General features: G+C 53.8%; 25 protein-coding genes and 1 tRNA gene. 19 read left to right on the top strand and 7 right to left on the bottom strand.

Features of this window, described 5'->3' with window-relative positions; genetic code table 11:
- The first annotated feature begins 276 nt into the window (after positions 1-276).
- From CFII68_RS13180 to CFII68_RS13190, 3 genes are all read left to right on the top strand, one after another.
- Positions 277-507 (top strand): DUF6429 family protein, encoded by a 231-nt coding sequence (locus CFII68_RS13180; RefSeq protein WP_018607501.1) that lies wholly within the window; start codon positions 277-279, stop codon positions 505-507.
- Positions 508-682: 175 nt separating this feature from the next.
- Positions 683-1,165 carry a hypothetical protein gene (locus tag CFII68_RS13185; protein ID WP_018607499.1) on the top strand — a complete coding sequence of 161 codons (483 nt, stop codon included), beginning with the start codon at positions 683-685 and terminating at the stop codon, positions 1,163-1,165.
- A gap of 4 nt (positions 1,166-1,169) precedes the next feature.
- Positions 1,170-1,403: a hypothetical protein gene (locus CFII68_RS13190; RefSeq protein ID WP_018607497.1), complete on the top strand. Its 234-nt coding sequence runs from the start codon at positions 1,170-1,172 to the stop codon at positions 1,401-1,403.
- Positions 1,404-1,697: 294 nt separating this feature from the next.
- On the opposite strand, the gene CFII68_RS13195 is transcribed toward CFII68_RS13190, so the two are convergent.
- The 3 genes from CFII68_RS13195 to CFII68_RS13205 all read right to left on the bottom strand — a co-directional run bounded on the left by CFII68_RS13195 (position 1,698) and on the right by CFII68_RS13205 (position 3,475).
- Positions 1,698-1,979 carry a Rho-binding antiterminator gene (locus CFII68_RS13195; protein WP_018607495.1) on the bottom strand — a complete coding sequence of 94 codons (282 nt, stop codon included), beginning with the start codon at positions 1,977-1,979 and terminating at the stop codon, positions 1,698-1,700.
- A gap of 75 nt (positions 1,980-2,054) precedes the next feature.
- Positions 2,055-2,285: a hypothetical protein gene (locus CFII68_RS13200; RefSeq protein WP_018607493.1), complete on the bottom strand. Its 231-nt coding sequence runs from the start codon at positions 2,283-2,285 to the stop codon at positions 2,055-2,057.
- Complete coding sequence (locus CFII68_RS13205; protein ID WP_018607488.1) at positions 2,282-3,475, bottom strand: colicin E3/pyocin S6 family cytotoxin; 1,194 nt, start codon at positions 3,473-3,475, stop codon at positions 2,282-2,284. Before CFII68_RS13205 ends, CFII68_RS13200 begins: the two co-directional genes overlap by 4 nt.
- Before the next feature lie 492 nt (positions 3,476-3,967).
- On the opposite strand from CFII68_RS13205, the gene CFII68_RS13210 reads away from it, so the two are divergent.
- Positions 3,968-4,327, top strand: coding sequence for a DUF6124 family protein (locus tag CFII68_RS13210; RefSeq protein WP_018607487.1), 360 nt, complete (start codon positions 3,968-3,970; stop codon positions 4,325-4,327).
- Positions 4,328-4,479: 152 nt separating this feature from the next.
- Here the strand turns inward: CFII68_RS13210 and CFII68_RS13215 are convergent, their stop codons facing one another.
- Positions 4,480-4,731, bottom strand: a complete 252-nt coding sequence (locus CFII68_RS13215) for a hypothetical protein (protein ID WP_018607485.1) — start codon at positions 4,729-4,731, stop codon at positions 4,480-4,482.
- A gap of 429 nt (positions 4,732-5,160) precedes the next feature.
- Between CFII68_RS13215 and CFII68_RS13220 the strand changes: the two genes are divergently transcribed.
- From CFII68_RS13220 to CFII68_RS26810, 7 genes are all read left to right on the top strand, one after another.
- Positions 5,161-5,520, top strand: a complete 360-nt coding sequence (locus tag CFII68_RS13220; protein ID WP_018607483.1) for a DUF6124 family protein — start codon at positions 5,161-5,163, stop codon at positions 5,518-5,520.
- Between the two features lie 128 nt (positions 5,521-5,648).
- Positions 5,649-5,924 (top strand): DUF2442 domain-containing protein, encoded by a 276-nt coding sequence (locus CFII68_RS0126010; RefSeq protein WP_018607479.1) that lies wholly within the window; start codon positions 5,649-5,651, stop codon positions 5,922-5,924.
- Between the two features lie 62 nt (positions 5,925-5,986).
- Entirely contained in the window at positions 5,987-6,217 is a 231-nt protein-coding gene (locus CFII68_RS13225) for a DUF6429 family protein (RefSeq protein WP_018607477.1), read from the top strand.
- A 235-nt stretch (positions 6,218-6,452) separates the two neighbouring features.
- On the top strand, positions 6,453-7,736 hold the full coding sequence (locus CFII68_RS27490; protein ID WP_156886095.1) for a hypothetical protein: 1,284 nt from the start codon (positions 6,453-6,455) through the stop codon (positions 7,734-7,736).
- 15 nt (positions 7,737-7,751) lie between these two features.
- Positions 7,752-9,836, top strand: a complete 2,085-nt coding sequence (locus tag CFII68_RS26815) for a sensor histidine kinase (protein ID WP_084483708.1) — start codon at positions 7,752-7,754, stop codon at positions 9,834-9,836.
- Between the two features lie 5 nt (positions 9,837-9,841).
- Complete coding sequence (locus CFII68_RS13230) at positions 9,842-10,525, top strand: hypothetical protein (protein WP_018607471.1); 684 nt, start codon at positions 9,842-9,844, stop codon at positions 10,523-10,525.
- On the top strand, positions 10,512-11,549 hold the full coding sequence (locus tag CFII68_RS26810; protein WP_018607469.1) for a ComEC/Rec2 family competence protein: 1,038 nt from the start codon (positions 10,512-10,514) through the stop codon (positions 11,547-11,549). Before CFII68_RS13230 ends, CFII68_RS26810 begins: the two co-directional genes overlap by 14 nt.
- A gap of 146 nt (positions 11,550-11,695) precedes the next feature.
- On the opposite strand, the gene CFII68_RS13235 is transcribed toward CFII68_RS26810, so the two are convergent.
- Complete coding sequence (locus CFII68_RS13235) at positions 11,696-12,355, bottom strand: DUF3885 domain-containing protein (protein WP_050585399.1); 660 nt, start codon at positions 12,353-12,355, stop codon at positions 11,696-11,698.
- A 170-nt stretch (positions 12,356-12,525) separates the two neighbouring features.
- On the opposite strand from CFII68_RS13235, the gene CFII68_RS0126000 reads away from it, so the two are divergent.
- Entirely contained in the window at positions 12,526-13,503 is a 978-nt protein-coding gene (locus CFII68_RS0126000) for a hypothetical protein (RefSeq protein ID WP_156886094.1), read from the top strand.
- 2 nt (positions 13,504-13,505) lie between these two features.
- Entirely contained in the window at positions 13,506-13,790 is a 285-nt protein-coding gene (locus tag CFII68_RS13240) for an STAS-like domain-containing protein (RefSeq protein WP_018607461.1), read from the top strand.
- A gap of 50 nt (positions 13,791-13,840) precedes the next feature.
- Here CFII68_RS13240 and CFII68_RS13245 read toward each other — a convergent pair whose 3' ends face one another.
- The gene (locus tag CFII68_RS13245) at positions 13,841-14,170 is read right to left on the bottom strand and encodes a hypothetical protein (RefSeq protein ID WP_018607459.1); all 330 of its coding nucleotides are present in this window, start codon (positions 14,168-14,170) and stop codon (positions 13,841-13,843) included.
- A gap of 514 nt (positions 14,171-14,684) precedes the next feature.
- Positions 14,685-14,769: transfer RNA gene (locus CFII68_RS13250), tRNA-Leu, on the bottom strand.
- A gap of 108 nt (positions 14,770-14,877) precedes the next feature.
- Between CFII68_RS13250 and queA the strand changes: the two genes are divergently transcribed.
- From queA to CFII68_RS13280, 6 genes are all read left to right on the top strand, one after another.
- Positions 14,878-15,927: a tRNA preQ1(34) S-adenosylmethionine ribosyltransferase-isomerase QueA gene (gene queA, locus CFII68_RS13255; protein ID WP_018607457.1), complete on the top strand. Its 1,050-nt coding sequence runs from the start codon at positions 14,878-14,880 to the stop codon at positions 15,925-15,927.
- A gap of 14 nt (positions 15,928-15,941) precedes the next feature.
- Positions 15,942-17,057: a tRNA guanosine(34) transglycosylase Tgt gene (gene tgt, locus CFII68_RS13260; protein WP_161796642.1), complete on the top strand. Its 1,116-nt coding sequence runs from the start codon at positions 15,942-15,944 to the stop codon at positions 17,055-17,057.
- A 42-nt stretch (positions 17,058-17,099) separates the two neighbouring features.
- Positions 17,100-17,435 carry a preprotein translocase subunit YajC gene (gene yajC / locus CFII68_RS13265; protein ID WP_007982729.1) on the top strand — a complete coding sequence of 112 codons (336 nt, stop codon included), beginning with the start codon at positions 17,100-17,102 and terminating at the stop codon, positions 17,433-17,435.
- 63 nt (positions 17,436-17,498) lie between these two features.
- Positions 17,499-19,367: a protein translocase subunit SecD gene (secD, locus tag CFII68_RS13270; RefSeq protein ID WP_018607453.1), complete on the top strand. Its 1,869-nt coding sequence runs from the start codon at positions 17,499-17,501 to the stop codon at positions 19,365-19,367.
- 9 nt (positions 19,368-19,376) lie between these two features.
- The gene (secF, locus tag CFII68_RS13275) at positions 19,377-20,291 is read left to right on the top strand and encodes a protein translocase subunit SecF (RefSeq protein WP_018607451.1); all 915 of its coding nucleotides are present in this window, start codon (positions 19,377-19,379) and stop codon (positions 20,289-20,291) included.
- 116 nt (positions 20,292-20,407) lie between these two features.
- On the top strand, positions 20,408-20,956 hold the full coding sequence (locus tag CFII68_RS13280; RefSeq protein WP_018607449.1) for a glycine zipper 2TM domain-containing protein: 549 nt from the start codon (positions 20,408-20,410) through the stop codon (positions 20,954-20,956).
- Positions 20,957-21,005: the final 49 nt, after the last annotated feature.

Raw genomic sequence — 21,005 nt, 5'->3', positions numbered from 1 at the left:
TGCAGGTGATTGAGGTGAGTGAGCTGTTGGCGAATCGGGCGTTGGATAATGTTGAGGTGAGGTAACCGAGGCGTTCGCCTCAATACAGGAAAGGTCTTGCACGGCTGGACCTTTCCTGCCGCCTTGGCGTGGGCGGCAAAGCACACCGCTGACCTGCAGTGAGTGTGGAATCGGTTGGCGCTGGAGCAAGCCGGTGAGGTGATGACTGGATAATGTTTTAAGGAGCGCTTATGCATAAAATCGGCGCTACCTGCTAACACGAATGGAGCAGTGACCATGGAATACGACGACAGATTGATAGAAGAAGCTGTGCTTGCCTTGCTGGCAGCCTTCAGCTCCGACAAAGGCAATGCCTGGAAAGGTTTCGACTTCGAGGTCATGGACCGATTGCATGAACAAGGCCTCATCAGCGATCCGGTAAACAAGAACAAGTCGATCTGGTTGACGGAAGAAGGGTTGGAGCGAGGTCGGCAGATTGCCGAGCGGTTGTTTGGAAAGAAGAGTTGAGGGTGCGCGTCGCATTGTGATTGCTCGCCAAACCCCCTCTTCAGAGGCCTAGCCAACAGTCTCGCGTTGTGTACCATCACTGGCCATAGCCGCGGCGCTTAGTCGTTGCCATTGCAAAAAGCCCATCAGCTAAGACAAAATCCCTGCCTTCCCAGACTCGATAAGGATGCGAGCATTGAAGTTTGAAACGGGCCAATTTTCTGGCAACCATGGAATTGTCTTCAGCGTATCGCGCTTCACCCTGTCAGCCGATGAACGGGGTAGCCTCAGAACACTGCACTTTGGCGAAGCGAAAGCCGCCCACTATGAAGTGAGCAACCGGGTGGTGGAGCTTTACGACAAAATGCTCGCCAAGGATCTACCCTGCCAAATGATGGTCGGGATTTCAAAACCCTTGACCCGGCAACAGGGTGATTTACTCAACACCCAACGAATGAGTATCGCCAACCTCACCACTGGCGTTTTTGGCACGGCGGCCGGCAAGTTGATGCCCGGCGCAGCCCTCCCTGTGGGATGGGTTGTCCGCGAGTTCACATTGGGCAAATTGCCGACCTATCACGCTGGTGATGTCATCGTTAGCCTGGATGCACAAGTTAGCGGTGGCATAGGTCCGCAACGCTCCGGATCCTCCATGATCATCAAGGCTCAAGGAGGCTAGGACTATGAGCGAATATGGCCTGTACGCCTTGGCATACGCGGTGTTTCTGCTGTTGTTTTTCTATATGAAATCCTACGACCTCAGGAAATGGTTCGGCATAACCCTGCTTGCGCTGGGATTCGCGAGTATTTTTGCGCTGCCATCTTTCATCTCGGGTTTTGATGTGGGTATCGCTTCAACCAGTGCTATTGCTATCGGTGCGGCACTGTTTTTTAGCCGGGCCCGGTATGTGGAGTGAGTCTGTATTCCTCTTTAATTGACCACTCACTCCGTGACGAAAAGGGGACGGATTTATTTCACCGGTTGAAATAATCCGTCTCCTTTGCTGCAGCCCGGCGGGAGCACGCTCCCTCGCCATGGGGGTAACTGGATGTCCATTGAGTTCCAGGCGCAACATCCCTTTGTGGGAGCGAGCTTGCTCGCGATAGCGTTGGGTCAGTCAGTCAGTCAGTCAGTCAGTCAGTCAGTCAGCGAGCGTTAAAGCGGCGCCGGCTTCCTAGGACAAACCCGCCCCGCGCAACTTAGACCCGTTTCAATGACCAACCTGGTCACCCACCGTCAATACAACCCGCTCAAACCTGGCATTGCTATCCAGCGGTGTAATTGCCAATAACTGATCGAGGCGAATCTCCAAGCGGCCGTCCGTGGTTTCGACTTCGAGAAATTCTTCCCGCGTGGAAGCGGTTCGCGTGGTGATCGCACGGGCTGTCAGGCGTTGGCCGTTAGTTAGCTCGATGTCCAGCGTGTAGCCGCACAGGCAGGCAATCTCCAGGTAGTCGTGCAGGTCGCAGTGTAACGGTTTATAGGTGCTCATCTCATGCCTCGTCTATTTCATGGATAAAGCTCGAACTGCAGTGGATTGTCATAGTCGCCAAAAATGTCCCCCAGTTTATTCAAGACAGACGATTTGAATGATGCGGTTATCTCCATGAATTGTTGTGTGAGTCCACTCTTCTATCGCCTTTATCTGCTGTGGTAACAGATCATAGACAAAACAAAAGTCTTCAGGTTTTGTCCAGCCCATAAGCGCCGTCAACTGGTCCATATAGATGTTTGGGACTTCTACGGTCTCTATTAGCTCTTCGGTAGTCATGTCAAAGACTTCAACGGTGGGCTTCATTTTTCTACTTTCCTTGTCGGGTCGGCGGGTTTAGTTTGTTCGCCAGTTATCGGATCGAATTCGCCAAGGTGTTGACCTTGTTTTGTGTACAGCTCTACAGCGCCGTGCTGTGAGTCCCATTCATAAATTTTGCCTTTACGATCCTTCCATCTTCGACGTTTAACCCCGCCACCACGCACAAACGTTTTGGATGGAGCAATCTTAGCCTCTGGAAACGCAGGGAGCAGCGACGGGGGCTTGTAGTACTTGTGATCCCCCGGAACACTCAGAACCACATAAACCGGCCGAACCCCCGAGTCCGCCGGAAACACCAGAATGAAATCCCTGTACTCCGGCGGATAGATCGGATCGACGATGATGCTGTCGGCCATCGGCGTCGGCGGGTAGATCCAAATAGGCGGTGCCTGGGGCGCGGCTTCCAGGGCGGGAATGCCGAGGGTGTCAGCCGGATTGGTAGCCGGCGTCCAAATCAGCTCGATGCCATCACCCAGGTCGGCGATGAACTGATCGGCTCGCGACGTGAACTGAACAACATCAACCATTTCCCAATCGGGATGCTGGCCGGTATAGAAGCCATACCCCTTGAGGCTGCCGTCGGCCTGCTGCTCGACGCTCAGGCGCATGCGGCTGCGGGCCTGCTTGAGGTCGCGTAGCTGGTCTTCGCTGTAGAGCGCGCTGTCGCCCAGGTTGGAAGGCCAGAGTAGGGTAACGATGCCTGTCAGCAGGGCCGCGCCGACGGTGCCGCCGGCAGCTGCAGCCGTAGAAGTTGCCGAACCGCCCAGCGCGAGCCTGCCCAAGGTAACGGGAACCGTACCCGCGCCGATCCGCTTGAGGGGAATCGCGCCAGATGGATCGGCGCTCCGGCCGCCGAGCCACATGAGTTCGCCGTACTGCTTGACCAGATCTGCCGGGACGTAGCCGTTGGGGTTGTTGTAATCGATGATGCCGTTGGGGAGCTTGCAGCTCTTGGCAAACACGCTTCCGGTCACGCTGAATACGGGCTTTTTATCCACCGTGGCCCAGCGCTCTCGTTCATAGGCTGCCTGCCGGGCAAGCATGGCTTCGTAAGCCAACTGCCGGGCTTCGCGCTCGGCCAGTTCGCTGGCAGTCATGTCCCGATAGGTAACGTGATGCCCGTCGCCGCCGGGCGGGTTTCGGACCTGGGGGATGTCTTTTTTGCGTGTCGCCACGTAGTGAATCTCGTCCGCTAAATGCAGCGCAGACGCTAACGCGGGAAGAGAGGGGCGCGATGTAGGAGGATTCTTGAAGTGGTTGTTCCGGTTTCCTCAAAACAGGTAGGGCTGGCTATGAGGGGCCGGAACAATTTGAAGTGTCAGATGGGGCTGTCAGTCATTGGGCAACCGCAACTCGCGAGCCGACGTCGCCTTGCGCCTTTGCCTACAACTACGCCAGAATCCGCCGGCTTGTCCGCCTTGGGTTGCGTCGGTAGTTTGGGACCTGTCACTGCTCATCAGTGATCGGGTTTAGTCGCCCGTCGTTGCTAAGTCGCTCAAGCGTCCATCAGTCAGGAATCCCCATCCCTGTACTCGATGGTGGCTGTGCGCAGGGCGCCTCCGGGCGCGCCGATATCTTAGCTCGTCGGTCGACTAACCTGCGTACAGCTGCCTCCCAATCGTTTAGTCGCGAGCGGGAAGTAGCCTCAACCAAAGAGAGCTAAGGCTATGGTCAAAATTACACCGAATCCTCCAGTTACAGACGAACCCACGTCCCGTGCGCAGTCTGCCCGCAACAAGAAAATCGACGACGCTACCACGCGAGCGTTGGATTACTACCTGAAACCCAAGCCTAAGGGCGAAACGACTGACAAGTCCGACTCCATTTTGCGGATTGATCCGAGTGTGGATTCTGAGTGTTTGCTTGCGAACCTCAGTGAGAACCTGGCTTCGGCGAATGCCATGATCAGTGATTTGGCGTTTGATCTGGATGGGTCGCGGCGGCGTATTGCGATGGGGATTTTGCAGGTGATTGAGGTGAGTGAGCTGTTGGCTAATCGGGCGTTGGATATTGTTGAGGTGAGGTAGGTAGCAATATCACGTGCTACGTAAGCTGGAAAAAGGTCTTGCCCAGCAAGACCTTTTTTGTGTCGAGGAAGACTGTCGCAATGCAGTAAATTCAAGACGTCTCAGGGCAATTTTCCTCGTTGTTGTTCTGCGACTGCTTATCCCTGGCGCCGTTACCGGACTTCTGCGGACCTCAGTAATCGACTAAGCCTGAATATTGCGAAATGTATGTCATCTTGGGTATCCCCATCCCATTCCTCAACCGTTTCGAGCTCTATCTGCAGCCTTGCAATACGCTGTTTGATCTCCTCAATTTCAAGGGCACCACATTGCTTAGCGATTGCCAGCCAACCGTCGTCTGAAATTTTTTCCTGGAGAGACAAGCCTGACCGGGCATTCTCAATCAGCTTCTGTAAGTTACTCATCTACGATCTCGGGCGGGCTGCAAAAAAAAAGGCGCTGGGAACTCTGACGATATCCTAAGAGTACGGGAGCGAAAACCCGCGTAAGCCCAGGCCGTCAGCCATTGGGCGAGCAGAACCTGCAAGCCCACATCGTCTTGCGCCTTTGCCTACAACTACGCCAGAATCCGCCGGCTTGTCCGCCTTGGGCTGCATCGGTAGTTTGGGACCTGTCACTGCTCATCAGTGATCGGGTTTAGCAGCTCGTGGCGAAACAGGTTGTGCAAGGTGTCATCCAGTCAGGAATCCCCATCCTGCACTCGATGGTGGCTGTGCGCAGGGCGTCCTCGGACGCGCCGGTTTCTTGTTTCCCCGGTCGACTAACCTGCGTACAGCTGCCTCCCATCGTTTAGTCGCGAGTGGGTGATGGCTCCAACTACAGGAAACAAGATAATGGCAAAAGATACTCCGAACCCTCCCGATACGAACGAACACGTCTCCCGTGCTCAGTCTGCCCGCAACAAGAAAATCGACGACGCTGCCACGCGAGCGTTGGATTTTTATCTGAAACCCAAGCCTAAGAACGAAACGTCTGACAAGTCCGACTCCATTCTTCGTATTGATCCGAGTGTGGATTCTGAGTGTTTGCTTGCGAATCTCAGTGAGAATTTGGCTTCGGCGAATGCCATGATCAGTGATTTGGCGTTTGATCTGGATGGTTCGCGGCGGCGTGTTGCGTTGGGGATTTTGCAGGTTATTGAAGTGAGTGAGCTGTTGGCGAACCGGGCTTTGGATATTGTTGAGGTCAGGTAGCGGAGGCGTTCGCCTCATTACGGGAAAGGTCTTGCGCGGCGAGACCTTTCCTCCCGCGTGGCGTGGATGGCAAAACACACCGTTGACCTTGCGGTGTGTGGAATGAACAGAACCGTAGGAGCTGATCCATGATCCGCAAAGCCAGAATCAGCAGCGTGAGGCCTGTGCGCGGCAAACATGCCTTGCAAGTGGAGTTTGCCGACGGTAAGCGCTACGACGTTGACCTGAGGGAACACATCCGACAATTCCCGGTGTTCCAGCCATTGGAGGGTCTGTCGTTGTTCGGCACTGCTCAAGTGGGCGGATGGGGCTTCGATGTGAACTGGGGTGATGACTTGGAACTGGCGGTTGTCAGCTTGCACCGGTTGGCGCTCGAGCAAGCCGGTGAGGTAATGACTGGATAAGGTTTAAGGAGCGCTGATGCGTAAAATCTGCGCTACCTGCCAACACAAGCGGAGCAGCGAACATGGGATACGACGACAGATTGATAGAAGAAGCTGTGCTTGCCTTGTTGGCAGCCTTCAGCTCCGACAGCGGCAATGCCTGGAAAGGTTTCGACTTCGAGGTCATGAACCAATTGCATGAACAAGGCCTCATCAGCGATCTGGTAAACAAGAACAAGTCGATCTGGTTGACGGAAGAAGGGTTGGAGCGAGGTCGGCAGATTGCCGACAGGTTGTTTGAAAAAAAGAACTGAAGTGCCCGCTCCGCCTTGTGAGCGCTCGCCAGAAAGCCACGGCGAACCCTGTCGAAAGCCTGCTTTTGGCTGACGCCATGATCAGACATTCGACTTTGATGGGGTTAACGCAGGTCTGCTGGGTTGGTCGCTGTCTTCATGGCTTACGGGTTCGACCCCTTCAACCGATTCTTCTTGCCGTTCAGGCATACAGTCTGCAGACTCTTCCGGTTATCCATATATGTGAAGCTGATTGATGAACGGCGAAATCTCCCTCTCCTCCTTTGCCACAACGCTTATGGCGGCAGGCAACCCGGATGATGAGACGATGTCCGAAAAGTTGGTGAGCGACTTGATGAACGGGCACGCCACCGATTTTGTGTACAGCACGCTGTCACTGTGCGATCGACGCCAGCATGGCATTTTCTTTTCAGGGCCCTCTTGGGCAAAGAAAATCCTATCAGGCCAAAAAATGGCTAGATGGCGAAGGTTTATAGATCCAAGTGTAGGTGTAGGTGACCTTTTAATAGAGGTATGCAATTCTTTACCGTTAAAAAGTTCAGCTAGCAAAACAATTGAAAACTGGTCAGAACGATTAGTTGCAATTGATCTGCGGAAATCTTTCCTTGATATAGCATGGTTGAGAATACAAGCGCTAGCTATTCATCGACATAGCGTAGAAAAAGGTCAAGCGTCTGATCTTGTATTCAGGAAATTGCCTGAAAATTTTATAGTTGGAGATGCTCTTACTATTGATCTCAACCTCCGTCAGCACGACTGCGTGGTTATGAATCCTCCATATCAGCGAATCATTGCTCCCCTTCAAAGCTTCGTTGGGAAAGGTAAAAGATCAGCTGCTGCAATTCATTTAGAACATATCATTCTCCAAGCTCCTCCAGGGGTAGGCGTGTTTGCTCTTATTCCTGATGTTTTAAGGAGTGGCAGTTCGTACGAGCGATTTAGACGAGAACTCAGGAAGGTAGCGGATGTATCCTCTTTCGATCCGTTTGGCGCGTTTGGAACACAGGCTGATATTGATGTTGCGATATTAGTTGCAGTTACAAAGACGCCAATGGATGAGAGTAAAGCGGATAAGGTCGAGTCGAGTCGAGTGAAAAAGGTCGGTGATCTTTTTGACGTTTCAGTGGGACCCGTGGTGCCCCATCGTACGCCTATCACTGGAAAGATGTATGGTTATCTGACAGCAAAAAATGCCGTTGTCGGAAAAGAAATATCGTCTCCCGATGACTTCGCAAGTTATGCATGCAGGTTAGAAAAAGGCCCGCTGGTGATAGTTCGTCGTACATCGAGTCCGTCCGATAAAAAGAGGGCAAGAAGTACATTGGTGACTTACTCCAAAGAGCTGTTGGTGGAAAATCATCTTCTCATTCTTAAACCCAAAGATAAGAAGGTAAGTTCGTGTCGTGCATTGTTGCGCGTACTAGAGCATCAGAGTACAAATGTATGGTTGAATAACTTTATAAGATGTCGTCATCTTACCGTCGGGTCACTTAAACAGCTTCCTTGGATCAATGGTTAAAATGGAGCTTAATTCATGGAATCGCACCCTTTAGGATTTAGATTTGCACCATCCATCCTTGAGCGACTAGGTGAAGAACTAGTTCCCAATCTTGATCAAGCTATTATCGAATTAATCCGAAATTCCTATGATGCAGACGCGTCTGAATGCACCGTAGAAATTAGAATGGATCTAATCGACGGTGGTACTATCGTTATTTCAGATAATGGTTCGGGAATGACTTATGACCAGATAAGAAATAACTGGTTGGTGCTGGGGGGGTCTTCAAAGGAAAGTACTAAACTAACTCGGAAAGGTCGAAGAACTGTTGGTGATAAGGGGCTGGGTCGACTAGCCGCGCTAAGAGCGGGGGCATCTGTAGAAATGATTACCCGGCATTACTCGGCGGGGGCGGATGAGGCGCATTCTATAACTATCGAGTGGAGTCAGTACGATAACGTTAAGGTCGTTGAAGAAGTTGGTCTTCCCATTGAAAGAAATAGTCGCGCAGAGTTTGGAACAACAACTATTCTCAGGGGGGTTAGGAGAGCCCTTGGACGGGGCGAAACAGATCGATTAGGGCGGAGTATTGTTCTTCTGACTAGTCCCTTTCAAGGCGAAAGTGATTTTAAGGTTACACTTTTTGCTCCGGATTACCCAGAGTTGGAAGCTAGAGTAAAAAACGGTTATCTGGATGATGCCGAGTATGTGCTCAAAGCGGATTTATTACCTGACGGATCAGGTTATGCAGAGGTTTTGGATTTCAAAGGCGATACTCTTTATAGTGCCACATCTGCCGAATGGCCTGCAAAATCTTCTAAATTTCCATTGACGTACAATGCACCGCCTGCAAAGTTTGAACTCTATAGTTTCGTGTTTAATAGAAACGCTTTTTCGGGGCGAGGCTCAACGATAACTGAAGTCAAGGACTGGCTAAAGGTCGTAGGTGGCGTCCACTTTTACCATCGTCAGTTCCGGGTCCCACCATATGGTGATGCCGGTCATGATTGGTTAGATATGAATCTTTCTCGGGCCCGCAGCCCGGAAGAGCGTCCCTCAACAAATACTAGTGTTGGGCGCGTGATTGTGGACGACCCCGATGGCGTATTGAGGCAAAAAACTGATCGATTCGGTTTTATTGAAAGCGAGGAGTTCTTTGAGATTCGACGCTTCGCAAAAGATGCATTGGAGTGGTTGGCGCGTCGCCGGTTGCGAGATGCTGAAGCGCGACGGGACTTACAAAAAGTAGCATCTAAAGCAGCTCCTGCTCAAGCCCGCGCTGAACTGTTGGATACGATTTCTCAAGCGCTACCGGCCCCTGAGAAAGAAAAGGCTATTAAGGCACTTGATAGATTGGAGCAAAATTTTCAAAGAGAGCTTCGTTCAACTCGAGAGGATTTAGTCTTGTATCGATCGCTTGCAACTGCTGGGACTACTGCGGCGGTGTTCGCGCATGAAATCGGTAAACCTATAAGATCCATTGCAGGGAGTGAGAAAAGTATTCGTAGGAGGGTTAAACAGTATTGCTCTGACGAAGTCGTTGTAAAGTTTGAATCTCCTCTGGATTTGATCGTTACTGCTTCAGAGCGTTTGACCAGATTTGCATCAATGCAAATTGACTTCTTGAAACGTGAAAAAAGGCGGCACGGTGCGGTAAATGTCAATAAGGTTATTCAAACTCTATATGGGTTGTGGAAGCCTATACTGGAAGATGCAAAGATTGAAATTGAGTTGGCTCCATACAGAACAGACGATGCAGTCATATACGGGGCAGAAGCTTTAGTTGAGACTATTATTACGAATTGCCTTACTAACTCGGTTAGTGCGTTCGAACGCGTTGGGGCTCGAACCAAAGATAGAAAAATAAAAATTTCAGTTAATATTGAAGGCAATACCGTGGCAATAGAAGTTGAGGATAATGGGCCCGGAATTAATATGGATATTGAGGAGATTTGGCTCCCGGGCAAGACAACAAGGCAGGAGGGTACCGGCTTCGGACTGACAATTGTTAAAGACTCAGTTCTAGATTTGGGTGGTAAATACAGTGCTTCCACTGTCAATGAGTCGGGAGCTATATTCAATTTCGTATTTCCATTGCTCACCAATCCCACCACTACGTGAAACTCATGAAATCAATTAAGACTGTTGCGGTTGTAGACGATGATGATCAGGCAGCTCTGACAATCATTCACGCCTTGGAGGATGGCCGTTTTGAGCCCTATCGGCAGGAGGCGGCTGAAAGCTTAGCAGCTTTGGCTGATCTTATCATCCTCAACTCAGATGCAGCGGTTTGTGATCATCGGTTGAGATATGGAGCATTTGCAGACATATCAGGTGCTGAGCTCGCGGCCGCCTTGGTAGAAAAAAGACACCCTACGATACTGGTAACGCAGTATTTAGACCAATATGCCGATATCGCTATTCGAACCTATCGAAGCAATCTTCCAGTAGTGTTGCGCCGTGAAGATGCTGATGAGCCTGAGGAACTCAGAGCGGCATTTGCAAGGTGTATTAACGAACTTAGACGTGGCAAAGTAAATGATAGAAAGCTCCACAGAACCTTACTTCAGGTCATGGATGTGTCAGATGTAGGTGGCGTTAGGGTTATCGATGCTATCGTAAATGGCTGGAATCCCAAAGATACAGTCCGCTTTCCTTTGTCATTGGTTGCGGCAGATGATCAGAAGAAAGTGGCACGGTTTAGTATTTTGGAGGCACTCACGAATGTAAGTACTTTGGAGAAAGTTGACTTGTATTTTGAGAGCGTAAAGTTGGCGCCGGAGCCGGAGTGGGACGATGGATTACGGTGAAATTATAATTCTCGATGTTGGTCATGGTAATTGCACAATCATCAAGCATGGTGATGAAGCCATTATTATTGATGCACCTGGGCGCCCAGTTGTTGCCAAGATTCTAGACGATTTAAAGATAAAATCTATCCGGGCACTACTTATTTCTCATGCTGATAGTGATCACCTTTCGGGAGCAGTTCCGATCTTGATGAATGCGGGGCGCCCTGTTCAGCAAGTATATGTAAACCCGGATAAGCGTAATACCGATTCTTGGCTTCAGTTTAGAATAGCAGCCGGAGATGCTAGAAAACTTCAAGGTACCAAAATTTACCCTGCACTCACGATTGACAGTCCGCAACAGCTTGCTATATGTGGTACAACTGTCCATGTGCTTCATCCAACTCCAGAAATATGTCTTGCTACCAATGAAGGGGCGCATACTGATGGCATTAAGCTTGACGCAAATAGTATGTCTGCAATTGTGCTCATAGAACACGACGGTGAAAGGTTGTGTTTGCTCGCGGCGGATTCAGGTCGACATAGTCTCAATGTCATGATGGATGAAAAAATTGATATCAGTGCTCATGTTTTGGTTTTTCCACATCACGGGGGGCACATAGGTGGGGCATCGGATAATAAGGAGTTTGCCAAGGAACTAGTTTCCGCGGTTAGGCCAAGATTGGTACTTTTTTCATTAGGAAGAGGTGCGCATGGAACCCCACGTCCAGACATAATTGCTGGAGCTAGAGAAGCTTTCACTGATGATACCCCCTACATCGCATGCACGCAGATTTCTAAAAACTGCTCAGAAGCGTTGCCTGGTAAAACGGAACGGCCCTTGGTTAAAAACTCAGAAGGACTTGCTAAGAACCAATGCTGTGCGGGTACGATCATACTTCCTTTAAGTAAAGGTGGTCTCGAAAGTATTATGGCTAATTTAAGCGAGCATCATGGGAAATTCGTCGCAAGTGAAGTGCCTAATGCTTTATGCAGGCGCCAGATTGCTCCGGTCGTTCCCAGGATAATTGCAACTACAAGCTAGCTTTGGTTCGACTGATGGGCGATAAATGCAATAGATATGACCAATAATTACTTTATTGTTTCGGGCCAAATACTAAGATCAATTTTTGGCATGTCTGCCCTTGGCGAGCATGGCCCAATCGGCATCTTTCGAAATTTGTAGCTCGATCATGCTGAATCACCTAAGGACCGAAGGAGGGGAGGGGGGACCGTTGCGAACGTGCTATCCATCTCTGCGCGGTCGTAATCCAGTAAATACTCTTGATGCTGACAGTACAGCTGCCTGAGCAGCGTTTCGTTAGGCCCAACGACATCCATGCCTCTGTCGTCATAGGGGAAGACCATAACGCTCTGCGGCAGGTTGAAAAGATACAAAATGCAGTTGAGTTGCGGTTGGATCGGAGCGAGGTCTTTGGCTAGGGCTCCCCATAGCAACGTATCAAGGCGGGAGATGGGGAGTTTGAACGCGACATTGATCCAATACTCTGGCTGATCTTCGCTGTACCACTCGTCAGCGGCTATATTCTCACGCCAGATTGAATGCGTAGAGGGAGTGAGTATCCCGGCAGATCGCAGCGCGCGAAGCTCTGGCCTGTGGATGAAATGGCTTCCGGCAGAGTAGGCGCGCAGACAAACGACGAGCTCGTCTTCGCCGTGGAAGATGTCGTTACAGATCCTTGTCGCTTTGCGGAGAGCGGTTAGAAACTGATCGATCACTCCGCCGGGCTCGGAGAGTTCAAAACGCAGCCCGCCAGGATAGGAATAAAACAGTGGTCTGGCGAATGTGTTGCAGCCAAAAATTCGCTCGATTTCGATTTGTAGATTCACGTGTGTCCTTGGCAACTGTTCAACCATTTCCATGGTTCGGGCGTGCGGTATGGAAAAAGGGATATCCAGCCTTTAGGAGGGGCGGTGGCCAGTTTTCTAACGTCCGCTATGCGTTTGGGATTTTTTGGTGGCAAACTGCCTTTTACCACTCAACTTATAGGGACTTAAGGTTGGCATCTCTCATTGAGGCTTTAGATTGGCTGCCCCGGCATTTTGGTGCGCTCAAACCAACGGATGAACACTGTATCCCCCGTGGTTACTATTCACCTGGTTTTATTGCCGTGCTTGCCGCATACCTCAATCACAAAGGTGTTAGGGGGGATGCGCTTACCTATGCTTGCGAACAGAATCAAGGATACCTGGCTGCTGTAGGGCTTTCGAGAGCGCTATGGGGGGTGGATGACTATCAATATGAACGTAAAAATGCGGGCGTTAACTACGCTCCGCTAACCCCCCTAGCGTCCCAAGATGCTGTGGATGCGGCAACAGCACAGATCAATAGCTGTCTTAGGGCGTACGCTGTCCAGGGAGCCTCTGATTACAGCAAAAGTCCCGCCTTCAAGGATCTCACCCATGTGGTAGGTGAGCTGCACGATAATGTTTGGTCACATGGGTTGAGTACGGGATTTTCCACGGCTCAGCGACAGCTACTTCGAAAGGGACCTGATCATGTGATTGAGTTTTCCCTTGCGGATTGTGGGTTGGGTTTTCTTGATGAGTTGAAACGCTCAGGCATCCGGGGAGTGCATACCAGCCAAGAGGCCATCGACTGGTGTATTCAGGAAGGTAACTCGAGCAAGCTAGCTACGAAGGTTGATGAATGGGCACAATCCGTCCCAGAGGACTTTTTAGGGGGAAACTCTTTTGGGGGCGCTACCGTTCGTCCGGTGGGTAATGGGAACCACCACCAAGGCCTTGGTTTGGCAAAGCTCGTAGAGCTTGCGAAAAAGTACAATGGAGTCCTATATTTGGCTTCAGGTAATTGCGTTATGCGCATGCTGCATAGCGGAGCGATCAAATACCGCCCTTTACACAGCCCGTGGAAAGGTGTAGCAATCTCGCTCTCGATTAAAGAATCTAGCTTCATGGCCGCTAAGGCAGATGAAGCTGCTGACATAGATGACATCATGAATTTACTGAGGAGGTGACCATGGAAGCGTATACCTTTCAGCACACGGACCTAGCGTCACGAACTCTAGCCTCACGCGAGCGCTCAAATCTGGCCCAAGAGCTTGCAAAGGGTGATCAGGTTGTAATCGACCTGAAAAAGGTAGAGTCGATCTCCGAGTCGTTTGCTGATGAGCTTTTCGGTGTTCTTGTCATGGAGCGTGGATTCGATTTCGTCGTCAAGCATGTGAAGATTGTTAATGCTGCTGACGATGTGCTTCGTTCCATTGCAATAGCCATGAAGCGGCGCTGTCTGGCTGTCGCATAGCATCTAAATAGCCCGCTAAGGCGGGCTTTTTGCGAGAGGTCCTGCCCAACTCATAGAACGTCACGCAAATAATCCTTGAGTGTGACAGCTGGAGCATAAAGCTTCCCCATCGTCCGCACAGCACCCAAATCCTCCGCCAATCGTCTCAGCTCCCGCCCCAACACCGTATCCACCCCACCAACCGCTCCCAACGCTAAATCCAGGCATCGACTGATTTCGCCCTGAATCCCAGCCACATCCCCCCGCCGCACCAACAACCCAAAAACCTCCCGATCACAACCCCCCATCAACGGATCATCCCGCAGAATCGGGCTGTGGCCCTCCGTCTCATAAGCCAGCTTGAGGGAGTAAAGAGCGACCGTTTCCAGCAGCAATTCCATGGGGTGAAATCCTTTGTGACTGGGTGGGGAGGGTGGGGTGATGGTTAATGTCTTGGATTCGGCAGCTCGGGGTATTGGTGAGGGTGGTGACTTTTTTGTGAGCGCTTCGCGCTCAAGCGGGAGCAAGCTCCCTCGCCACAGGTTCTTCTCCTGCCACAGGATCTTCCGCTACCACAGGTTTTTCCCTGCTACAGGTTCTTCTCTATCACCGGGGGGCTTCCTTGTTCCCAGGTTCTTCCTTACCACATGTTCTTCCTCTCCATGGGGTTGGCTATGGGGGGCCGCTTCGCGGCCCAGCGGGGATAAATCCCCTCGCCACAAAGAGGGGCGGGTATAAATCCTCTCACCACAAAGGGGAGTGGGTATAAATCCCTTCACCACACAGGGGAGCGGGGATAAATCTCCCTCACCACAAAAGCGCGTGGAGGATTGGTTGGGATCTGCGTTACCCGAGGAAAACCACTTTCCTACAGACGAAAAAAAAGACCTTGAATTTCAAGGTCTTTCTTTAAGATGGTGCCCCGAGGGAGACTCGAACTCCCACTCCTTTCGAAAACGGATTTTGAATCCGCCGCGTCTACCAATTCCGCCATCAGGGCTCAATGGCGGCGAAGTATAGAGAGGTGCCTACCGTTGGTCAATCACGTTTCATGGTGAATTTTTGATATTTCCGCTAGACTTTCCGGCCCTGCTAGACGAACCCCATCATGCGTGTTGCTGACTTTACCTTCGAACTCCCGGATTCGCTGATCGCTCGCCACCCTCTGGCCGAGCGTCGCGCCAGTCGACTGTTGACCCTGGACGGGGTCAGCGGTGCCATGGCTCACCGTCAATTCACTGATTTGCTTGAGCATTTGCGCCCGGGCGATTTGATGGTGTTCAACAATACCCGGGTGATTCCGGCGCGCTTGTTTGGCCAGAAGGCCTCCGGCGGCAAGCTGGAGATTCTGGTGGAGCGGGTGCTGGACAGTCATCGCGTGCTGGCCCATGTGCGGTCGAGCAAGTCGCCCAAGCCCGGTTCGTCGATCTTGATCGACGGCGGCGGTGAGGCGCGGATGGTGGCGCGGCATGATGCGTTGTTCGAGCTGGAATTTGCCGAAGAGGTGTTGCCGCTGCTCGACCGTGTCGGGCACATGCCGTTGCCTCCTTATATAGACCGCCCGGACGAAGGTTCGGACCGCGAGCGTTATCAGACCGTGTACGCCGAACGCCTGGGGGCGGTGGCGGCGCCGACGGCGGGGCTGCATTTTGATCAGCCGTTGCTGGAGGCGATTGCCGCCAAGGGCGTGGAGACGGCGTTCGTGACGCTGCACGTCGGCGCTGGCACGTTCCAGCCGGTGCGCGTGGAGCGTATCGAAGATCACCACATGCACAACGAATGGCTGGAAGTGAGCCAGGAAGTGGTCGATGCCGTGGCGGCCTGTCGCGCGCGCGGTGGGCGAGTGGTGGCGGTGGGGACCACCAGCGTGCGCTCCCTGGAAAGCGCCGCCCGCGATGGCGTGCTCAAGCCGTTCAGTGGCGACACCGATATCTTTATCTACCCGGGCCGGCCGTTTCATGTGGTCGATGCCCTGGTCACCAACTTTCATTTGCCTGAATCCACGCTGTTGATGCTGGTTTCGGCGTTCGCCGGTTATCCCGAAGCCATGGCCGCCTACAAGGCCGCCGTCGAGCATGGATACCGCTTTTTCAGCTACGGTGATGCGATGTTCATCACCCGTAACCCCGCGCCACGCGGACCCGAGGAAACAGTATGAGTCGCACCTGTCGCATGTCCTTCGAGTTGCTCGCCACCGATGGCAAGGCTCGTCGCGGTCGTCTGACCTTCCCCCGCGGTACCGTGGAAACCCCCGCGTTCATGCCGGTGGGCACCTACGGCACGGTCAAGGGCATGCTGCCGCGTGACATCGAGGCGATTGGCGCGGAAATCATCCTCGGCAACACCTTCCACCTGTGGCTGCGCCCGGGCATGGAAGTGATCAAGGCCCACGGCGACCTGCACGATTTCATGCAGTGGAAAGGCCCGATCCTGACCGACTCCGGCGGCTTCCAGGTGTTCAGCCTCGGTGCCATGCGCAAGATCAAGGAGGAGGGCGTGACCTTCGCTTCTCCGGTCGATGGTTCCAAGGTGTTCATGGGGCCGGAAGAGTCGATGCAGGTGCAACGCGACCTGGGCTCGGACATCGTGATGATCTTCGACGAATGCACGCCGTACCCGGCCGATGAAGACGTGGCGCGGGTGTCCATGGAGCTGTCGTTGCGTTGGGCCCAGCGGTCGAAGAACGCCCATGGCGACAACACCGCGGCGCTGTTCGGCATCGTCCAGGGCGGCATGCACCGCGACCTGCGCATGCGCTCGCTCGAAGGCCTGGACAAGATCGGCTTCGACGGCCTGGCGATTGGTGGCCTGTCGGTGGGCGAGCCCAAGCACGAGATGATCAAGGTGCTCGATTACCTGCCGGGCGAGATGCCGGCTGACAAACCTCGTTACCTTATGGGCGTTGGCAAACCGGAAGATCTGGTTGAGGGTGTGCGCCGCGGTGTGGACATGTTCGATTGCGTGATGCCAACCCGTAATGCCCGCAATGGGCATCTGTTTATCGACACCGGTGTGCTGAAGATCCGTAACGCGTTTCATCGCCATGATAATTCGCCGCTGGATCCGACTTGCGATTGCTACACCTGCCAGAACTTCTCCCGCGCTTATCTGCATCATTTGGACAAGTGCGGCGAAATGCTCGGCAGTATGCTCAATACCATCCACAATTTGCGCCATTATCAGGTGCTTATGGCTGGTTTGCGCGAGGCTATCCAACAAGGTACATTGGCCGCCTTTGTCGAGGCCTTCTATGCCAAGCGCGGGTTGCCTGTTCCGCCTTTGGACTGAGTTTTCCGATCCTAGATTCAATACTTGCAACTGGAGTGCTAAATGAGCTTTTTTATCTCTAATGCCATGGCTGACGCGGCTGCACCGGCTGCTGGCCCTATGGGCGGTGGTTTCGAGTGGATTTTCCTGGTCGGCTTCCTGGTCATTTTCTACCTGATGATCTGGCGTCCACAGGCCAAGCGCGCCAAAGAGCAGAAGAACCTGCTCAGCAGCCTGCAAAAGGGCGATGAAGTGGTCACCACCGGCGGCATCGCTGGCAAGATCACCAAAGTGGCCGATGACTTCGTGGTACTGGAAGTGTCCGACACTGTTGAAATGAAGTTCCAGAAGGGCGCCATCGCGGCCACGCTGCCAAAAGGCACGCTGAAAGCGATCTAAGTAACAACTTCTTTTCAATCGACGGGGCGCGCAAGGCGCCCCGCGTCATAAGCGGGCGGCGTGATGCTGAACAAATACCCTCTGTGGAAATATGTACTGATCCTGGCGGTGCTGGCGGTCGGTCTGATTTATTCCGCTCCCAATCTATACCCGGATGACCCGGCCATTCAGGTCAGTGGCGCAAGCACTGCGCTGCAGGTCACCCAGGCCGATCTGGACCGTGCGAGCGCTGCGCTCAAGGCGTCCAATATCGAGGTCAAGGCTGCGTCCATCGCCGAAAACGGCAAGGGCGGCCTGTTGCGCCTGGTCAAGTCTGAAGACCAACTGCCAGCCAAGGACGTGGTCCGCAAGGCGTTGGGCGACGATTACGTTGTGGCCCTGAACCTGGCCCAGACCACCCCGCAATGGCTGCGCAACCTCGGCGCGCATCCGATGAAGCTGGGTCTGGACTTGTCCGGTGGTGTGCACTTCCTGCTGGAAGTGGACATGGACAAAGCCCTCGACGCGCGGATGAAAGTCTACGAAGGCGACGTCAAGAGCCTGTTGCGCAAGGACCGCGTGCGTTATCGCAGCCTGCCGCCACTCGACGGTGCCATTCAGCTGGGCTTCAGCGATGAAGATACCCGCGAGCAGGCCCGTGCGCTGATCCGCAAGAATTTCAACGATTTCGACATTGTGCCGGCCGACCTCAATGGTCAGGCGGTGCTGCGTCTGGCGATGACCCCGGCCAAGCTGGCGGAAATCCGCGAATACTCCATCAAGCAGAACTTGACCACGGTGCGTAACCGCGTCAACGAGCTGGGTGTGGCCGAGCCGATCGTGCAGCGCCAGGGCGCCAACCGCATCGTGGTTGAGCTGCCAGGTGTGCAGGACACTGCCGAAGCCAAGCGTATCCTCGGCAAGACCGCCAACCTGGAATTCCGCCTGGCCGCTGAGTCGGGTGCTTCCAAGGCCACTTCCGAGAGCTTCGAGTTCCGCGAGGGCGGTCGTCCGGCGGCGCAGATCGAGCGTGGCCTGATCATCACCGGCGACCAGGTGACCGACGCCCAGGCGGGCTTCGACGAGCAGGGTCGTCCACAGGTGAACATTCGCCTGGACGGCCACGGCGGCGAACTGATGAGCCGCGCTACGCGCAGCAACGTCGGTCGCAGCATGGCGGTGATCTTCATCGAGCAGAAGCCGACCACCACCTACACCAAGCAAGTGGTCAACGGCGTCGAGAAAGACGTACCGGTGCAGACCTTCAAGGAAGAGAAGAAGATCATCAGCCTGGCGACCATCCAGTCGCCACTGGGCAGCCAGTTCCGCATCACCGGCCTGAACGGCCAGGGTGAATCCTCGGAACTGGCTCTGCTGCTGCGTGCCGGTGGCCTGGCCGCGCCGATGTACTTCGCGGAAGAACGCACCATCGGCCCGAGCCTGGGTGCCGACAACATCACCAAGGGTGTTGATGCGTCGCTGTGGGGCATGCTGTTCGTGTCGCTGTTCATCATCGCCATCTACCGCTTCTTCGGCATCATCGCCACCGTTGCGCTGGCGGTGAACATGGTGCTGCTGCTGGCGCTGATGTCGTTGCTGGGCGCTACGCTGACCCTGCCGGGTATCGCCGGTATCGTCTTGACCATGGGCATGGCGGTGGACGCCAACGTGCTGATCTTCTCGCGGATACGTGAAGAGATCGCTGCGGGCATGACGATCCAGCGGGCAATCAACGAAGGCTTCGGCCGGGCATTCACCGCGATTCTCGACTCCAACCTGACCACGTTGCTGGTTGGCGGGATTCTCTTTGCCATGGGCACCGGCCCGGTCAAGGGCTTCGCAGTGACCATGTCCCTCGGGATCTTTACCTCGATGTTCACAGCCATCATGGTGACCCGCGCAATGGTCAACCTGATCTTTGGCGGTCGTGACTTCAAGAAGTTGTGGATTTAAGGGGCTGCCATGTTACGTACAATCAACTTCATGGGCGTTCGCAACATTGCGTTCGGCGTCACATTGTTTCTCACGGTCCTGGCGTTGTTCAGCTGGGCCACCAAGGGTCTGAACTACGGCCTGGACTTCACCGGCGGTACGCTCATCGAGCTGACCTACGAGCGTCCGGCCGACGTCACCAAGGTGCGTGAGCAACTGGCGACCTCGGGCTACAGCGATGCCATCGTGCAGAGCTTCGGCGCAACGACTGACCTGTTGGTGCGTATGCCCGGTGAAGACCCGCAATTGGGTCACCAGGTAGCCGAGGCCTTGCAGAAGGCCGGCGGCGACAACCCGGCCCAGGTCAAGCGTGTCGAGTTCGTCGGCCCGCAAGTGGGTGAAGAGCTGCGCGACCAGGGCGGCCTCGGCATGCTCTTGGCGCTGGGCGGCGTGATGCTCTACCTGGCTTTCCGCTTCCAGTGGAAGTTCGCAGTGGGCGCGATTGTCTCGCTGATCCACGACGTGATCGTGACCGTGGGCATCCTGTCGTTCTTCCAGATCACCTTCGACTTGACGGTGCTGGCGGCGGTGTTGGCGATCATCGGTTACTCGCTCAACGACACCATCGTGGTGTTCGACCGGGTGCGTGAAAACTTCCGAGTGCTGCGCAAGGCGTCCTTGATCGAGAACATCAACATCTCGACCACCCAGACCCTGTTGCGGACCATGGCGACGTCGATCTCCACCTTGCTGGCGATTGCCGCGCTGCTGTTCTTCGGCGGCGACAACCTGTTCGGTTTCTCCATTGCGCTGTTCATTGGTGTGATGGCGGGTACTTACTCGTCGATCTACATCGCCAACGTGGTGTTGATCTGGCTGAACCTGAGCACCGAGGATCTGATTCCTCCTGCGGTCACTGACACGGAAGTGGACGATCGCCCGTAAGGCTTCGGTTTCACCCGTCACAGCTGAAAAGGCGCGAGTTGAACTCGCGCCTTTTTTTGTGCTCCAAGGCTGGGAGAAGCGCGGATTAATCCGCTTGTGATGGTCAGGAGGTTCAAGTGAACAAATCGATGCTGGTTGGTGCGGTATTGGGTGCTGTCGGTGTAACTGCCGGTGGTGCGGTCGCCACCTACAGCTTGGTAAAAAGTGGCCCTGAGTATGCGCAAGTATTGGCCGTGGAGCCGGTCAAGACCCAAATCAAGACCCCGCGTGAAGTGTGCAAGGACGTCACCGTGACTCGGCAGAAGCCAGTCCAGGACCAGCACCAGATCGCCGGTACCGTGCTGGGTGCCGTAGCCGGTGGCCTGCTGGGTAACCAGATCGGCGGCGGCAACGGCAAGAAAATCGCCACCGTGGCGGGTGCGGCCGGTGGTGGTTATGCCGGTAACAAGATTCAGGAAGGCATGCAGGAACGCGACACCTACACCACCACCCAGACTCGCTGCAACACGGTCAATGACATCAGTGACAAGGTGGTAGGCTACGACGTTCGCTACATGCTCGACGGCAAAGAAGGCAAAGTCCGCATGGATCGCGACCCGGGCAACCAGATTCCGGTGAGCAAGGAAGGCCAACTGATCCTGGGCCAGAACGAACCGGCCCAATGATCCAAGCGCTATAAAAAAGCACCCTTCGGGGTGCTTTTTTGTGCCCCTA

Source organism: Pseudomonas sp. CFII68 (assembly GCF_000416195.1).
Lineage (GTDB): Bacteria > Pseudomonadota > Gammaproteobacteria > Pseudomonadales > Pseudomonadaceae > Aquipseudomonas > Aquipseudomonas kilonensis.
This window is presented reverse-complemented; position numbering and strand designations above follow the sequence as displayed.

Excerpts from the sequence above, each read along its gene's own strand:
- CFII68_RS13230 (WP_018607471.1), top strand. The coding sequence starts at position 9,842 with ATGAAATCAATTAAGACTGTTGCGGTTGTAGACGATGATGATCAGGCA.
- CFII68_RS27490 (WP_156886095.1), top strand. The coding sequence starts at position 6,453 with ATGAACGGCGAAATCTCCCTCTCCTCCTTTGCCACAACGCTTATGGCG.
- CFII68_RS13245 (WP_018607459.1), bottom strand. The coding sequence starts at position 14,170 with ATGGAATTGCTGCTGGAAACGGTCGCTCTTTACTCCCTCAAGCTGGCT.
- CFII68_RS13240 (WP_018607461.1), top strand. The coding sequence starts at position 13,506 with ATGGAAGCGTATACCTTTCAGCACACGGACCTAGCGTCACGAACTCTA.
- CFII68_RS13200 (WP_018607493.1), bottom strand. The coding sequence starts at position 2,285 with ATGAAGCCCACCGTTGAAGTCTTTGACATGACTACCGAAGAGCTAATA.
- CFII68_RS13225 (WP_018607477.1), top strand. The coding sequence starts at position 5,987 with ATGGGATACGACGACAGATTGATAGAAGAAGCTGTGCTTGCCTTGTTG.
- CFII68_RS13180 (WP_018607501.1), top strand. The coding sequence starts at position 277 with ATGGAATACGACGACAGATTGATAGAAGAAGCTGTGCTTGCCTTGCTG.
- CFII68_RS13215 (WP_018607485.1), bottom strand. The coding sequence starts at position 4,731 with ATGAGTAACTTACAGAAGCTGATTGAGAATGCCCGGTCAGGCTTGTCT.
- tgt (WP_161796642.1), top strand. The coding sequence starts at position 15,942 with ATGTCCTTCGAGTTGCTCGCCACCGATGGCAAGGCTCGTCGCGGTCGT.
- CFII68_RS13195 (WP_018607495.1), bottom strand. The coding sequence starts at position 1,979 with ATGAGCACCTATAAACCGTTACACTGCGACCTGCACGACTACCTGGAG.
- CFII68_RS13190 (WP_018607497.1), top strand. The coding sequence starts at position 1,170 with ATGAGCGAATATGGCCTGTACGCCTTGGCATACGCGGTGTTTCTGCTG.
- CFII68_RS0126010 (WP_018607479.1), top strand. The coding sequence starts at position 5,649 with ATGATCCGCAAAGCCAGAATCAGCAGCGTGAGGCCTGTGCGCGGCAAA.
- yajC (WP_007982729.1), top strand. The coding sequence starts at position 17,100 with ATGAGCTTTTTTATCTCTAATGCCATGGCTGACGCGGCTGCACCGGCT.
- secF (WP_018607451.1), top strand. The coding sequence starts at position 19,377 with ATGTTACGTACAATCAACTTCATGGGCGTTCGCAACATTGCGTTCGGC.
- CFII68_RS26810 (WP_018607469.1), top strand. The coding sequence starts at position 10,512 with ATGGATTACGGTGAAATTATAATTCTCGATGTTGGTCATGGTAATTGC.
- CFII68_RS26815 (WP_084483708.1), top strand. The coding sequence starts at position 7,752 with ATGGAATCGCACCCTTTAGGATTTAGATTTGCACCATCCATCCTTGAG.
- secD (WP_018607453.1), top strand. The coding sequence starts at position 17,499 with ATGCTGAACAAATACCCTCTGTGGAAATATGTACTGATCCTGGCGGTG.
- CFII68_RS13210 (WP_018607487.1), top strand. The coding sequence starts at position 3,968 with ATGGTCAAAATTACACCGAATCCTCCAGTTACAGACGAACCCACGTCC.
- queA (WP_018607457.1), top strand. The coding sequence starts at position 14,878 with ATGCGTGTTGCTGACTTTACCTTCGAACTCCCGGATTCGCTGATCGCT.
- CFII68_RS13220 (WP_018607483.1), top strand. The coding sequence starts at position 5,161 with ATGGCAAAAGATACTCCGAACCCTCCCGATACGAACGAACACGTCTCC.